The following is a 15,206-nucleotide window of genomic DNA, read 5'->3' on the forward strand; positions in this document are numbered from 1 at the left end:
ATAAGTCAAGCATCCCACCTCGAGGGGACGATCGCATGGCAGAGCGCTTCGACCGTATCTGGCACAACGCCCGGCTCGCCACGATGCGCAGCGACCGCACTGATCTCGGCGAGATCGAGCGGGGCCTGATCGCGGCGCGCGACGGCCGCATCGTCTATGCCGGCGTGCAGTCGGACTTTCCTGTGGATGCGGACGCCGTTGATCGGATCGATTGTGCCGGCCGCTGGATCACGCCTGGGCTCGTCGATTGCCACACCCATCTCGTCTTCGGCGGCAACCGCGCGCACGAGTTCGAGCTGCGCCTGAAGGGCGCGAGCTATGAGGAGATCGCGCGCGCCGGCGGCGGCATCGTCTCGACCGTTGCGGCGACGCGCAAGGCGACCGAGGCGGAGCTCGTCGCCGGCGCGCTGCCGCGGCTCGACGCGCTGATCGGCGAGGGCGCAACCACCGTCGAGATCAAGTCCGGCTATGGCCTCAATGCCGAGACCGAGATGCGACAGCTTGCGGCGGCACGCAGCCTCGCCCGCCTGCGGCAGGTCGCGATCCGCACCTCTTTCCTCGGAGCGCATGCGCTGCCGCTGGAGGCCAATGGCGACAAGGACGGTTACATCGATCTGGTCTGCAACGAGATGCTGCCGGCCGTGGCCAAGGCCGGCCTCGCCGATGCCGTCGACGGCTTCATGGAGGGGATCGCGTTTTCCGGAGAGCAGACGGCACGGGTGTTCGAGGCGGCGCGTGCGCTCGGACTGCCGGTCAAGCTGCATGCGGATCAGCTGTCCAATCTCGGCGGCGCGGCGCTGGCCGCGAAATCCTCGGCGCTCTCGGCCGATCATCTCGAGCACACCGACGAAGCCGGCGCGGTGGCGATGGCGAAGGCCGGCACCGTCGCGGTCCTGCTGCCCGGCGCGTTCTATTTCATTCGTGAAACGCACAAGCCGCCGGTCGAGCTGTTCCGTAGCCACGGTGTGAACATGGCGCTGGCGACCGATTGCAATCCTGGCAGCTCGCCGCTCACCTCGCTCCTGCTGGCGATGAACATGGGCGCAACGCTGTTCCGGATGACGGTCGCCGAATGCCTCACAGGGGTGACGCGGGAAGGGGCGCGCGCGCTCGGCATGCTCGCCGAGACCGGTACGTTAGAGGCCGGCAAGTGGTGCGATCTGGCGATCTGGGACATCGAGCGTCCGGCCGAACTGGTCTACCGCATCTGCTTCAACCCGCTGCACAGCCGGGTGTGGAGGGGGCAATGAGCGATCGGGATGCGCCTGTCGTCGTGACGCCCGGAACCGTCGGCCTCGACGTCCTGGTGCGCGTGCTCGCGGGCGCGCCCATCATGCTCGATCTATCGTGCTGGCCGGGCGTCGAGGCGGCCGCGGAGATCGTGGCGAAGGCGGCGCATATCGACGTTCCCGTCTACGGCATCAATACCGGTTTCGGGAAGCTGGCATCGACGCGCATTGCGCCCGATCAAACCGCGCTGCTTCAGCGCAACCTCATCTTGTCGCACTGCTGTGGAGTCGGTCCGAACACGCCCGAGCCGATCGTGCGTTTGATGATGGCGTTGAAAGTGATTTCGCTCGGTCGCGGCGCATCCGGCGTGCGCCGCGAGGTGATCGAGCAGTTGCAGGGCATGCTGGCGCGCGGCGTTTATCCGCTGGTGCCGCAGCAGGGCTCGGTCGGTGCCTCCGGCGATCTCGCGCCGCTCGCTCACATGACCGCGGTCATGATCGGGGAGGGACAGGCAATCCTTGATGGCAAAGTCGTGCCGGGCCGCGAAGCGCTTGCGGTTGCCGGCCTCGCGCCGTTGACGCTCGGCCCGAAGGAGGGGCTCGCGCTGATCAACGGCACGCAGTTTTCCTCCGCCTACGCCATCTCCGGTCTGCTGCGTGCGCATCGCCTGGCGTGCGCCGCGCTGGTGACCGGTGCGCTGTCGGTCGATGCGGCGATGGCGTCGACGGTGCCGTTTCGTCCCGAGATTCAATCTTTGCGTGGCCATGACGGGCAGATCGCTGCGGCCGCCGCCCTGACCGCGCTGCTTGACGGCAGCGATATCAGGCAATCGCATCTCGAGGGCGACGAGCGCGTGCAGGATCCCTATTGCCTGCGCTGCCAGCCGCAGGTCGCGGGTGCTGTGCTCGACCTGCTCGCGCAGGCCGCGCGCGGGCTGACCATCGAGGCCAATGCCGTGACGGATAACCCGCTGGTCCTGGTCGAGACCGGCGAGATCGTGTCAGGCGGCAATTTCCACGCCGAGCCGGTGGCGTTCGCCGCCGACCAGATCGCGCTGGCGCTTTCGGAGATCGGGGCGACCAGCGAGCGCCGGATCGCGACCCTCGTCGATCCCGCCCTGAACTTCGGCCTGCCGCCGTTCCTGACGCCCGAACCCGGCATCAATTCCGGCTTCATGATCGCCGAGGTGACGGCGGCGGCGCTCTATGCCGAGAACAAGCAGCGTGCGATGCCGTGCTCGATCGATTCGACGCCGACCAGCGCCAACCAGGAAGATCACGTCTCGATGGCCGCGCATGCTGCGCGCCGGCTGTCCGATATGGCCGACAATCTCGCCGCCATCCTCGGCATCGAACTGCTGGTCGCCGCGCAGGGCATCACGCTGCGCGCGCCGCATTCAACGAGCGCGCCGCTCGCTGCGGTCATTGCCGCGCTCCGAGAGCAGGTTCCGGCGCTCGCCGCCGACCGCTACATGGCTGACGATCTCGCCAGGGCGGCCGCTCTGATCGAAGCCGACGCGCTGCCCGCCGCTGCGATCGCGGTGCTTCCGACCGATCCATTTCCAAGACTGACTTAGAAGACTTGCTTAGCAGGAACATCCGTCATGAACCGCCGACTGGATAACGAACGCATCATCCGTGCTCCCCGCGGCACCGACATCAGCGCCAAGAGCTGGCTGACGGAAGCACCGCTGCGCATGCTGATGAACAATCTGGACCCTGATGTCGCCGAGCGCCCGAGCGAGCTCGTGGTTTATGGCGGCATCGGCCGTGCGGCGCGCGACTGGGAGAGCTTTGATCGGATTGCCGCGTCCTTGCGCAAGCTCGAAGGCGACCAGACCCTGCTGGTGCAGTCCGGCAAGCCGGTCGGCATTTTCCGGACCCATGCCGACGCGCCGCGCGTACTGATCGCGAATTCCAACCTGGTGCCGCATTGGGCAACGCTCGATCATTTCAACGAGCTCGACCGGCAGGGCCTGATGATGTTCGGCCAGATGACGGCAGGCTCATGGATCTATATCGGCAGCCAGGGCATCGTGCAGGGGACCTATGAGACGTTCGTCGAGGTCGGCCGCCGGCATTATGGCGGCAGTCTCGCCGGCAAATGGATCCTGACGGCGGGCCTCGGCGGCATGGGCGGTGCCCAGCCGCTGGCCGCGACGATGGCCGGCGCCTCGATGCTCGCGGTCGAATGCCAGCCGAGCCGCATCGAGATGCGGCTGCGGACGGGCTACCTCGACCGCCAGGCGGCGACGCTCGATGACGCGCTCACGATCATTGCTGAGGCGGTCAAGAGCCAGAAGCCGGTGTCGGTCGGCCTGCTCGGCAATGCGGCCGAGATCTTTCCCGAACTGGTGCACCGCGGCGTGCGCCCGGACATCGTCACCGACCAGACCAGCGCGCATGATCCGATCAACGGTTATTTGCCGAAGGGATGGACACTCGCCGATTGGGAAACCAAACGCGCGGGCGACCCGAAGGCCGTTGAGACGGCAGCCAAGACCTCGATGGTCGATCACGTCCAGGCCATGCTGGATTTTCACGCGCAGGGAATCCCGACGCTCGATTACGGCAACAACATCCGCCAGATGGCCAAGGACATGGGCCTGAAGCAGGCGTTCGATTTTCCAGGCTTCGTTCCGGCCTATATCCGTCCGCTGTTCTGCCGCGGCGTCGGGCCGTTCCGCTGGGCGGCGCTGTCGGGCGATCCCGAGGACATCTTCAAGACCGATGCCAAGGTCAAGGAGCTGATGCCCAACGACAGCCACCTGCACAACTGGCTCGACATGGCCAAGGCGCGCATCAAGTTTCAGGGACTGCCTGCGCGAATTTGCTGGGTCGGGCTCGGCGACCGCCATCGGCTTGGCCTTGCCTTCAACGAGATGGTGGCGCGCGGCGAGCTCAAGGCGCCGATCGTGATCGGCCGCGATCATCTCGACAGCGGCTCGGTGGCGAGCCCGAACCGCGAGACCGAGGCGATGCGCGACGGCTCCGACGCGGTGTCCGACTGGCCGCTGCTCAATGCACTGCTCAACTGCGCGAGCGGCGCCACCTGGGTGTCGCTGCATCACGGCGGCGGCGTCGGCATCGGCTATTCGCAGCACGCCGGCATGGTGATCGTCGCTGACGGCACGCCGGAGGCCGCGCGCCGGCTCGAGCGTGTGCTATGGAACGACCCGGCGACAGGCGTGATGCGCCACGCCGACGCCGGCTATGACACGGCGGTCGAATGCGCGCGCGCCAACCGGCTCGATCTGCCTAGCCTGCGCTGATGGGACCTCCTCGATCGGGAGTTGCGGCATCTCCCGACCGGGGCGCAGCTTAACGAGCAATCCCGTTGCAGCTCTCAACCTTCCGGTTGATGTACGTGAGGTGACCGGCCGGACATGCCTTGATACGGGAAATCGGCGGTGCAGCTACCGGAGATAGGTGGTCCGTGGAGCGCTGCGCCTGTGACCCGTCGCGGGTGACACATTAGTCTGCCTGCTTTCGCGTCAGCTTCGCTGACAGGATGAGCGGCCAGGGTCCTTGTCTCGCGGCAGATGGCATGCAATCTTCCGCAGCCGGCAATGCTGTTCGAGAGCAACAAGAACAATAATCCCTCTCGTCCCTCCAATTCTGTCGAGGGCCTGATCATGTCGAACCTTACCCAAACGACATCCGCTCCGTGGCGGATAGGAGTGCTGTTCTCGCGAACCGGCTTCATGTCGGTCATCGAGGAGACCCAGTATCAGGGCACGCAACTCGCGATCGAAGAGGTGAATGAAGCGGGCGGCGTCTGCGGCCGCGAGCTGGTTCCCGTTGCTTATGACCCCGGATCGGACTCGGCCGCCTATGGTCATTACGCCAAGCGGCTGATGATCGAGGATCAGGTCAGCACGATCTTCGGCTGCTACACCTCGTCGAGCCGCAAGGCGGTGCTGCCGGTGGTCGAACGGCTGAACGGTCTGCTCTGGTATCCGACGCTTTACGAAGGGTTCGAGGCGTCGCCCAACGTCATCTACACCGGCGCCTCGCCGAACCAGAACAGCCTCGCGCTGTGCCGTTATTTGATGGATACGTTCGGAACGCGGTTCTATTTCGTGGGGTCGGACTACATCTATCCGCGCGAGTCCAACCGGGTGATGCGGGAGCTGCTCAAGAGCAACGGCGGCTCGGTGGTCGGCGAGCGCTATGTCAATGTTTACGCGCGCTGGCAGGATTTTGTGCCGATCATCCAGGATATCAAGCGTGTCAGGCCCGACGTGATCTTCTCGACCGTCGTTGGCGAGGGCACGGTGTTCCTTTATCAGGCCTATGCGAATGTCGGGCTCGATCCAAAGCAGGTGCCGATCGCCAGCCTGACCACGACGGAAGCGGAAATTGCCGCCATGGGCTTCGACGTCGGCGAGGGACACGTCACGGCCGCATCGTATTTCCAGGGCGTCGAGGGCAGCGCTAATAATGCGTTTGTGCAGCGCTTCAAGAAGCGGTTCGGCGCCGATATCTCAACCAACATGTGCGCCGAAGCATCCTATTTCCAGCTGCATCTGTTCGCGAAGGCGCTCGAGCAGGTCAATTCACTCGACACCGAAGTTCTCCGCTCGATGGTGTTCGGCACCAGCTTTGATGCACCGCAAGGTGCCGTCACCGTCAACCCGATGTCGGGTCATACCGACCTCTGGACCCGCATCGGGCGCGCCAACCGCCAGGGGCAGTTCGATGTCGTCAGCCAGTCGAAGGAGCCGGTGCATGCGGATCCGTTCCTGATCGGATATGGTCGTGCAACGCAAACAGGAAGCGTCCAATGAACGAAATGTCGCGTAAGCCGTCGCTGAGCCGAGACGTCGGCGGACGCAAGACCATGGTTCAGGAACTTGCCGATCTGTCGGCGGTGGTGGTCGCGCCGGTCGACGATCAGGTCGGCATGTTGCTGCGCGAGTTGCAGCGGTTCCGGATGCGGGTGCGGCAGGTCTGGCCGATGCCGGAGAGCGTGCCCGCCGATGCCGACGTGGTGTACTGCGAATATTCCCCTGACCTGGCGCGGCGCCTGCCATGGATTCCCGGCGACGCGCGCTCGGCGCTGGTTGTGATCCTGCCGGCGACGGAAACCGTTCACGCCGATGCGCTGTGTCATGCGACGCCGAACGCCGTGCTGCCGCGGCCGTTCACGCAGAATGCCGTGCTGTCCAGTCTCGTGCTGGCGCGCAGTCAATTTGGTTATGAACGGCGGCTTCGCAGCAAGATCGAGAAGCTGGATGACAATCTGCGCTCGATGCGCACGGTGGAGCGCGCCAAGGCGATCCTGATGGCGACGCGGCAGATGCCGGAAACCGAAGCCTATGGCTTCATCAGACGACAGGCGATGGATCGTCGCGTGTCGGCAAGTGCAGTCGCCGCGGCGATTGTTGACTCGTTCGAACTGCTTGGCTACGATCATCAACAGTAAGCCCCAATAGCGGGGCCGGCGGCGACAGCGCCGCCTTCGACACAACCGGCAACAAAGCCCTCCCAATGCTCGCGTAAGCGCGCATCGGGAGGGCTTTTTGTTTTTTCAGTCCTGAAGGGAGCTAGGGATGAGCATTTCACGGCGGACTTTGCTGAGGAATACCGCGGCGCTGGGCGCGTTTGCCGGCGCCGGACTGCCGCACATCTGGATCAAGAACGCCGACCTCGCTTACGCCGCCGGCGGCGAGATCAAGGTCGGCGTGCTGTTCTCGCTGACGGGAACGACCGCGATCATCGAGGAATCGCTCAACAAGGCGACGCTGCTCGCCATCGAGGAGATCAACGCCGCAGGCGGCATCAAGGGCAGCAAGATCGTGCCGATCGTCGAGGACCCCGCGTCCGATCCGGCGACCTTCTCGGAGAAGGCTCGCAAGCTCGTCGTCGGCGACAAATGCGTCAGTGTGTTCGGTTCCTACACCTCGGCAAGCCGCAAGGCGGTGCTCCCGGTGTTCGAGCGGCAGAACAATCTCTATTGGTATCCGACGCTCTATGAAGGCCGCGAGTGCTCGAAGAACGTCATCTACACCGGCGCGGTGCCGAACCAGCAGCAGGACGAGTTCGTGCCCTGGCTGGTCAAGAAGTTCGGCAAGAAGTTCTACCTGATCGGCTCCAACTACATCTATCCGAAGGAAGAGAACAACTACTGCAAGAAGCTGCTTGAGAAACTCGGCGGCGAGGTCGTGGCGGAAGAATATGTGCCGCTCGGCCATTCCGAATTCTCTTCCGTCATCAACAAGATCCGCTCGACTCAGCCGAACGTGATCTTTTCCACCGTGGTCGGCGATTCCGTGGTCGCGCTGCATCGTCAGTACAAGGCGGCCGGCCTCGATCCCGAGAAGATGCCGATGGCGAGTCTCACGACCTCCGAGAACGAAGTCGCTGCGATGGGCGGCGAGGCGGCCGCCGGTCACTTCACCTCGGCGCCTTACTTCATGGTGCACAAGTCGCCGGAGAACGAGAAGTTCGTCGAGGCTTACAAGAAGCGTTGGGGCGCCGACAAGGTGACGCATTTCGTGTCGGAGGCCTGCTACTTCCAGACCTACCTGTTCAAGCAGGCGGTCGAGAAGCTCGCGACCAGCGATCTCACGCCGCCGAACATCCGCGACGCGGTCAAGGGCCAGGAAGTGATTGCACCGCAGGGCAAGGTCCGGATCGAGCCGGAGAACCTGCACACCTGGCTGTGGCCCAAGATCGCGCAGGCGAAGTCGAACGGACAGTTCGAGATTCTCGTCGAGGCCAAGGAGTGGCTGAAGCCGGTGCCTTACGCGGCCTATCCCGGACAGTCATGCACCGAGAAGGGCTTGGTCGAGAAGAGCTGACGACGGGGGCTGACGAAGGCCGTCGGCGTGCGGCGCCGGCGGCCAGCGTCCCGAAACGAATGCTGCCTCTCGCACGAACGGGGGCGAGGGGCAGGGCGCACAACGCGAACATCGAAAGCGGATCCCGACGTGGACCAATTCATCGAACAAATCGTCACCGGCCTCAGCATCGGATCGATCCTGCTGCTGGTCGCGCTGGGCCTGTCGATCATCTACGGCTCGATGGGCATCATCAATCTCGCCCATGGCGAGTTCGTGATGCTGGGCGCTTACGCGGCCTGGGTGTTCCATACCTATCTCGGGCTCGGCCTGCTCGCGAGCCTGGTGCCGATCTTCTTCGTGGTCGCCGCGTTCGGCTGGGTCATTGAGCGTTACGTCCTGAGCCTGCTCAACAACCGGCCGCTGGACACGATCCTTGCGACCTGGGGCGTCGGCATCATGCTGCAGCAGGCGGTGCGGCTGATGGTCGGCAGCGAACTGCGCTACGTGCAGCTGCCGCCGGCGCTGTCCGACAGCATGGACGTGTTCGGCATCTCGGTATCGTCCTATCGGGTGTTCCTGTTCGTGGTGTCGATCGCACTGTTCGTGGCGACCTGGTTGCTGATGAACCGCACCACGGTCGGAATGAAGCTACGCGCGATCATCCAGGACCGTTCCGTCGCTGCCTCGTTCGGCATCAACGCCAAACGGGTCTATGCGCTGACCTTCGCCTACGGTGCGGGCCTTGCGGGACTGGCTGGCGCGCTGGTGTCGCCGCTGAAGAGCGTGTCGCCCGATATGGGCACCGGCTATGTGGTCGATGCCTTCATGGTGGTGGTGCTCGGCGGCGTGCAGAGCCTCGCCGGCACCGTGGCGAGCGCCTTCATCCTCGGCGAGCTCTCCGGCGGCATTGCCTTCCTGCAGAACGACACGGTGGCCAAGGCAATCGTGCTGCTCGCCATCGTCGTGCTCATCCGTTTCCGCCCCGAGGGGCTTTTCACCGCACGCGTGCGGGCCTGAGACAGATCGCTCATCTATGCCGTCGCATGTTCCTAACTCCAGCGGATTGCAGCGCCTGATCGCGCAGCTTGCACCGTTGCTCATTGTCTCTGCCGTGGTGTTCGCGCTGCCGGTGCTGCTCAACAACGACTTCCTGCTCAACAAGGTCGCGCGTTATCTGGTGCTGGGCATCCTTACTGTGTCGCTCGGGCTGTCCTGGGGATTCGGCGGCATTCTGAATCTCGGCCAGGCGATGAGCTTCGGGCTCGGCTCCTACGCAATGGCAATGGCGCTCAAGCTCAGGACCGTCCCGGTGCACACCGGAGCGAGCGGACTGCCGGACTTCATGGTCTGGAATAATGTCCCGCATTTGCCGTGGTTCTGGGAGCCGTTCCGCTCGCTGACCTTCGCGATCGCCGCCGGCCTGATCGTGCCGGCGCTGGTTGCGGCGGCGCTCGGCTGGTTCATGTTCCGGGGCCGCGTCACCGGCGTCTATGTCTCGATCATCACGCTCGCCGCCATGGTGGTGATCAATCTCGTGATCATCGACCAGCAGAGCTACACCGGCGGCTTCAACGGCATCACCGATCTCGCCCAGCTCGAGATCTTCGGCGTCGCGTTCGATGCCTATGGCCGGGCTACCTATTATCTCGTGGCCAGCTGTGTCCTGCTCAGCCTGCTTGTCGCCTTTGCCTTCACGAGAACCAAGGCCGGACTGATCGTGCAGGCGATCCGCGACCATGAGAGCAGGGTGCGCTACTTCGGCTACGACGTCGCGCTCTACCAGATCTTCGTGTTCGCGCTGTCGGCGGCGATCGCGGGCCTTGCCGGCATGCTCTACACGGTGGTGATGGAGTTTGCCTCGCCGACCTTCCTCGGCGTGCAGCTCTCTCTTTCGGTGGTGGTGTGGTGCGCGGTCGGCGGCCGGCAGAGCCTGGTCGGTGCGTTCCTTGGCGCAGTGCTGGTGGCGGGCATGCAGGGCGCGCTGTCGGAGTCAGCGGCGTTCCTGGAAACCTGGACGCTGGTGATGGGCGCGCTGTTCGTGCTCGTGGTGCTGTTTTTGCCGAAGGGGCTCGCCGGCCTTGCGCAGGTCGTGCTGCGCTGGATCGTGCAGCGCCGCCATGCGGCCGCGGGCGGGGTGGCGCAAGGCGTCGGCCAGACGGAGGGCAGCACATGAGCTCCCATCTCGATCTCCGCGACGTGTCGGTCAGCTTCAACGGTTTCAAGGCGCTCAATTCACTCAACATGAGCGTGCGCAAGGGCGAGCTGCGCTGCCTGATCGGGCCGAACGGCGCGGGCAAGACCACCGCGCTGGACATCATCTGCGGCAAGGTCAAGCCGAGCGCCGGCACGGTAAGCTTCGATGGCACCGCGCTGCAGGATCTTGAGGAATACGAAATCGCCCGCGCCGGCGTCGGCCGCAAATTCCAGGTGCCGAGCGTGTTCCGCGAGCTGTCGGTCTCCGAGAACCTCGAAGTGGCGCGGGCGCGTCGCACCTCCGTGCTTGGCAATTTGCGCTGGAACATCGGCAATTCAGGACGCGAGCATGTCGAGCGTCTGGCCGAGCTGGTCGGGCTCACCGAGCAGCTCGACCGACCGGCCGCCTATCTGTCGCACGGTCAGACCCAGTGGCTGGAGATCGGCATGCTGGTCGCCCAGGACGCCGAGCTGATCCTGATGGACGAGCCTACCGCGGGCATGACGGCGCAGGAAACCCGCAAGACCGCCGAACTGTTCGCACGGCTGAAGGGCAAGCACACGCTGATCGTGGTCGAGCACGACATGGGCTTCGTCAAGGCGATCGGCGACATCATCTCCGTGATGCATATGGGCCAGATGCTGGCCGAGGGCACCGCGGCGGAAGTGGAGGCGCATCCGGAAGTGCGCCGCGCCTATCTCGGATCGGGAGGCATCAGCCATGCTTGAGCTGACCGACGTCGACGCCTTCTACGGCAACAGCCGCGCCCTGCAGGGCATCAACCTGATGGTTGGCAATGGCGAATTCCTCTCGGTGCTCGGCCGCAACGGCGTCGGCAAGACCACCCTGATGCGCAGCATCCTCGGCCTGATGGACCGGTGCACCGGACGGCTATCGCTCGACGGTGCCGACATCTCGCCGCTGCGGACCTATCAGCGCGCCAAGGCCGGTATTGCCTACGTGCCGCAGGGCCGCGGGATTTTGCCGCGCTTCACCGTGCGGGAGAACCTGACGCTCGGAACCTTCGCGGCGAAATCGGCCAACGGAATCGAGGAGTGGGTGCTCGAGCTGTTTCCGGTACTCAAGGACTTTCTCAATCGCTATGGCGGCAATCTCTCCGGCGGCCAGCAGCAGCAGCTTGCGATCGCGCGTGCGCTGCTGGCCAAGCCCAAGGTCATCCTGCTGGACGAGCCGACCGAGGGTATCCAGCCGAACATCGTCGAGCAGATCGAGGACGTGATCGTCAGTCTCAATCGCGAGCGCGGCATCACGGTCGTGCTGGTCGAACAGAATGTCGCGTTCGCGCGGCGCGCGTCTCACCGCTTCGCGCTGCTCGAAAAGGGACGCGTCGTCGCCAAGGGCGCGATCGGTGAGCTCACCGATGATCTCATCCAGCTGCACATGGCCGTGTAGCGGGAATTATCGCTCAGGAAAGGGAGTCGAGACATGTTGCATGGAGACATATCGAGCAGCAAGGACACGGTCGGCGTTGCCGTGGTGAACTACAAGATGCCGCGCCTGCACACCAAGGCCGAGGTGCTGGATAACGCGCGCAACATCGCCAAGATGGTCGAGGGCATGAAACTCGGCCTTCCGGGCATGGACCTCGTGATCTTCCCGGAATACTCGACCCACGGCATCATGTACGACTCCAAGGAGATGTACGAGACGGCGTCGTCCGTGCCGGGCGAGGAGACCCGCATCTTCGCGGACGCCTGCCGCAAAGCGAAGGTCTGGGGTGTGTTCTCGCTGACCGGCGAGCGCCACGAGGAGCATCCCAACAAGGCGCCGTACAACACCCTGATCCTGATGAACGACAAGGGCGAGATCGTCCAGAAGTACCGCAAGATCATGCCGTGGGTACCGATCGAGGGCTGGTATCCCGGCGATTGCACCTACGTCTCGGACGGGCCGAAGGGGCTGAAGATCAGCCTGATCATCTGCGACGACGGCAACTATCCGGAGATCTGGCGTGACTGCGCGATGCGCGGTGCCGAGCTGATCGTGCGCTGCCAGGGCTACATGTATCCGGCCAAGGAGCAGCAGATCCAGATATCGAAGTCGATGGCCTGGGCCAACAACTGCTACGTCGCGGTCGCCAACGCCTCTGGCTTCGACGGCGTCTATTCCTACTTCGGCCATTCCGCGCTCATCGGTTTCGACGGAAGGACGCTCGGCGAGTGCGGCACGGAGGAGAACGGCATCCAGTACGCGCAGCTCTCGGTGTCGCTGATCCGCGACGCCCGCCGCAACATGCAGTCGCAGAACCATCTCTTCAAGCTGATGCACCGCGGCTATACCGGCCTGATCAACTCCGGCGACGGCGATCGGGGGCACGCGGTCTGCCCCTACACCTTCTACAAGAACTGGATCACGGACCCCGAGGGCACCCGGGAAATGGTCGAGGCCATGACCCGTCCGACCGTCGGAACCGACGAATGCCCGATCGAGGGCATTCCGAACCAGAAAGTCGCACATCGTTGAGTGACATCGATGATCGGCGCCGGCGCGATGTTTCGCGCCGGCGTGGTTCGATGCAACGGCGGACACTTCCTCGCGGAGGAAACAGGGGGACATCATGAGCGGTCAATCGAATAGCGGGCTGGTTCAGCAGACCGAAGGGCAGATCGACGACCTTCTCGGCCATGAATTCGAGCACGAGCCGGTGCCGATGAGCGCCCGGCGCAGCGCCTTCTCGGTCACGATGGTGTGGCTGGGCTTTCCGATGATCATCACCGGCGCGATGACCGGATCGCTGTTGGTGCTGGGCATGGGGTTCAAGAATGCACTGGTGGCGATGATCGTCGGCAATTTGATCATGTTCGCCTATGTGGGCGCGCTCGGCCTGATCGGCACCCGGCGCGGCATGAACTTCGCGCTGATCGCCAGCATCGTGTTCGGAAAGAAGGGCTACGTGCTGGCGTCGGGCCTGCTGTCGACCCTGCTGCTCGGCTGGTATGCGGTGCAGACCGGCATCACCGGCGCATTGATCTCCTCGACCTACGGCCTCAATTATGTGGCGATGACCATCGTCGCCGGCGTGCTCTATATCGGGATCACCTTCGTCGGCGTGAAGGGATTGCACTGGATCGGGCTGGCGTCGGTGCCGCTGTTTGTCGTGCTTGGCCTCTGGGTCGCGGCCGATGCCGCCTCGACCACGACGTCGGCGGCGATCTTCGGCTATGCCGGCAACAATGGCGTCGCCAGCATGTCGATGGGCGTCGGGCTTACCGTGGTGCTCGCGCTGTTCATCGACGCAGGCACGGTGACGGCGGACTTCAATCGCTGGGCGCCGAGCACGCGGTCCTCGCTGTTTGCCACGTTCAGCGCGTTTCCGTTCGCCAATCTGGTCGCGATGCTGGTCGGCGGCGTGATGACGGCGGCGCTCGCCGTGCCGAACGCCAACCCGTTCGGTGTCGACAACATGTTCGGCTACATGAACGGCAAGCAGCTCACCTGGCTCAGCATCCTCGCATTCATCTTCCTCTATGCCAATCTCGGCTCGGTCTGCTCGCATTGCCTGTACAACGCGGCCACCGGCTGGTCGCGCATCCTCGGGACCAATATGCGGCTGATGGCGGTGGTGCTCGGCGCGCTTGGCATCCTGGTTGCTGCCGGCAATGTCTGGGCGTTCTTCATACAGTGGCTGTCGCTGCTCGGCATCCTCGTGCCGCCGATCGGTGCGATCATTCTGGTCGATCAGTATCTGCTACGGGCCGAGGCGCGTGCGGACGTCGACTGGCGTGCGAAGCCGTTCATCGCCTGGGGCATCGGGTCGCTGTTTGCCTTTGCGGTTGAAAACCTGATGCCGGGACTGTCCACTGCGATCTCCGCCGCGGTGGTCGCAGGCATCGTGTACGGTGCGATCGCACGGGTGGAGTCTCCGACTGAAAAGGTGGCGCGTCCGGCGTAAGCGATCAGCTCGATCAAGCAAGAAGGGTACATCAATGAGCGTCGACTATCAGATCCATGATCTCGGCAATTTGACCTTGCAGCGCGGCGCGACCATTCGCGACTGCAAGCTCGCCTACAAGGCCTATGGCCAGCTCAACGCAGCCAAGGACAACGTCATCGTCTATCCGACCTGGTACTCCGGCCAGCACTACGACAATGAATGGCTGATCGGACCGGGCAGGGCGCTCGACCCGGCAAAGTACTTCATCATCATCCCGAACATGCTCGGCAACGGGCTGTCGTCGTCGCCGAGCAACACGCCGGAACCGTATAATGGACCGCGTTTTCCGCAGGTGACGGCCTATGACAATGTGCGCGCCCAGCACCGGTTGGTGACCGAGAAATTCGGCATCAAGCACATCCGTCTGGTGGTCGGCTGGTCGATGGGCGCGCTGCAGACGTTCCATTGGGGCGCGCTCTATCCCGATATGATGGATCTCCTGGCGCCGTTCTGCGGCTCGGCCAAATGCTCGCGGCACAACTTCGTGTTTCTCGAAGGCGTCAAGGCGGCACTCACCGCGGATGCTGCGTGGAAGGAGGGCTGGTACACCGATAAGCCGGCCCGCGGCCTGCGCGCCGCCGCGCGTGTCTATGCCGGCTGGGGCTTTTCGCAGGCCTTCTATCGCGAGCAGCTCGACATCAAGACGCTGGGCTATTCGTCGCTGGAGGATTTCCTGGTGGCATTCTGGGAAGGCTTCTTCCTGCCCAAGGATCCCAACAACCTGCTGACCATGCTGTGGACCTGGCAGCACGGCGACATCAGCGACAACGAAATCTACAACGGCGACTTCAAGGCCGCGCTGCGGGCGATCAAGGCCAAGGCCTATGTCATGCCGGGTCAGACCGATCTCTATTTCCCGCCGGAGGATAGCGAGTTCGAGGTCGAGAACATGCCGAACGCCAAGTTCGTGCCGGTACCGTCGATCTGGGGCCACTTCGCCGGCGGGCCGGGGACCAATCCGGTCGATGTCGACTTCATCGACAGCAAGCTCAAGGAGCTGCTCGCATCGTGATATCGACCGGTTGCGAACGGCTGCCTGC

General features: G+C 64.1%; 13 protein-coding genes. All 13 read left to right on the forward strand.

Annotated features, from left to right (window positions below; all coding sequences use genetic code 11):
- Nucleotides 1–35: 35 nt before the first annotated feature.
- The 13 genes from hutI (at nt 36) to ACVMIH_RS01560 (ending at nt 15,178) form a co-directional block, all read left to right on the forward strand.
- Nucleotides 36–1,250 (forward strand): imidazolonepropionase, encoded by a 1,215-nt coding sequence (gene hutI, locus ACVMIH_RS01500; protein ID WP_456860484.1) that lies wholly within the window; start codon nt 36–38, stop codon nt 1,248–1,250.
- Nucleotides 1,247–2,806, forward strand: coding sequence for a histidine ammonia-lyase (gene hutH / locus ACVMIH_RS01505; protein ID WP_456860486.1), 1,560 nt, complete (start codon nt 1,247–1,249; stop codon nt 2,804–2,806). Before hutI ends, hutH begins: the two co-directional genes overlap by 4 nt.
- A gap of 27 nt (nt 2,807–2,833) precedes the next feature.
- Nucleotides 2,834–4,501 carry a urocanate hydratase gene (hutU, locus tag ACVMIH_RS01510; RefSeq protein ID WP_456860488.1) on the forward strand — a complete coding sequence of 556 codons (1,668 nt, stop codon included), beginning with the start codon at nt 2,834–2,836 and terminating at the stop codon, nt 4,499–4,501.
- Between the two features lie 363 nt (nt 4,502–4,864).
- Nucleotides 4,865–6,019 (forward strand): transporter substrate-binding domain-containing protein, encoded by a 1,155-nt coding sequence (locus ACVMIH_RS01515; protein WP_028331424.1) that lies wholly within the window; start codon nt 4,865–4,867, stop codon nt 6,017–6,019.
- Nucleotides 6,016–6,657, forward strand: a complete 642-nt coding sequence (locus ACVMIH_RS01520; protein ID WP_016845707.1) for an ANTAR domain-containing response regulator — start codon at nt 6,016–6,018, stop codon at nt 6,655–6,657. The genes ACVMIH_RS01515 and ACVMIH_RS01520 overlap by 4 nt, the downstream gene beginning before the upstream one ends.
- A gap of 127 nt (nt 6,658–6,784) precedes the next feature.
- On the forward strand, nt 6,785–8,035 hold the full coding sequence (locus ACVMIH_RS01525; RefSeq protein ID WP_057015919.1) for a transporter substrate-binding domain-containing protein: 1,251 nt from the start codon (nt 6,785–6,787) through the stop codon (nt 8,033–8,035).
- 129 nt (nt 8,036–8,164) lie between these two features.
- The gene (urtB, locus tag ACVMIH_RS01530) at nt 8,165–9,034 is read left to right on the forward strand and encodes an urea ABC transporter permease subunit UrtB (RefSeq protein WP_057015920.1); all 870 of its coding nucleotides are present in this window, start codon (nt 8,165–8,167) and stop codon (nt 9,032–9,034) included.
- A 16-nt stretch (nt 9,035–9,050) separates the two neighbouring features.
- The gene (gene urtC / locus ACVMIH_RS01535; protein ID WP_456860490.1) at nt 9,051–10,190 is read left to right on the forward strand and encodes an urea ABC transporter permease subunit UrtC; all 1,140 of its coding nucleotides are present in this window, start codon (nt 9,051–9,053) and stop codon (nt 10,188–10,190) included.
- Nucleotides 10,187–10,939 (forward strand): urea ABC transporter ATP-binding protein UrtD, encoded by a 753-nt coding sequence (gene urtD, locus ACVMIH_RS01540; RefSeq protein ID WP_057015922.1) that lies wholly within the window; start codon nt 10,187–10,189, stop codon nt 10,937–10,939. The genes urtC and urtD overlap by 4 nt, the downstream gene beginning before the upstream one ends.
- The gene (gene urtE, locus ACVMIH_RS01545) at nt 10,932–11,624 is read left to right on the forward strand and encodes an urea ABC transporter ATP-binding subunit UrtE (protein WP_050386944.1); all 693 of its coding nucleotides are present in this window, start codon (nt 10,932–10,934) and stop codon (nt 11,622–11,624) included. The genes urtD and urtE overlap by 8 nt, the downstream gene beginning before the upstream one ends.
- A gap of 33 nt (nt 11,625–11,657) precedes the next feature.
- On the forward strand, nt 11,658–12,695 hold the full coding sequence (locus ACVMIH_RS01550; RefSeq protein ID WP_028331418.1) for an aliphatic amidase: 1,038 nt from the start codon (nt 11,658–11,660) through the stop codon (nt 12,693–12,695).
- 94 nt (nt 12,696–12,789) lie between these two features.
- The gene (locus ACVMIH_RS01555) at nt 12,790–14,124 is read left to right on the forward strand and encodes a purine-cytosine permease family protein (RefSeq protein WP_225647403.1); all 1,335 of its coding nucleotides are present in this window, start codon (nt 12,790–12,792) and stop codon (nt 14,122–14,124) included.
- 34 nt (nt 14,125–14,158) lie between these two features.
- On the forward strand, nt 14,159–15,178 hold the full coding sequence (locus tag ACVMIH_RS01560) for an alpha/beta fold hydrolase (RefSeq protein WP_456860491.1): 1,020 nt from the start codon (nt 14,159–14,161) through the stop codon (nt 15,176–15,178).
- Nucleotides 15,179–15,206: the final 28 nt, after the last annotated feature.

Source organism: Bradyrhizobium sp. USDA 4503, assembly GCF_054055815.1.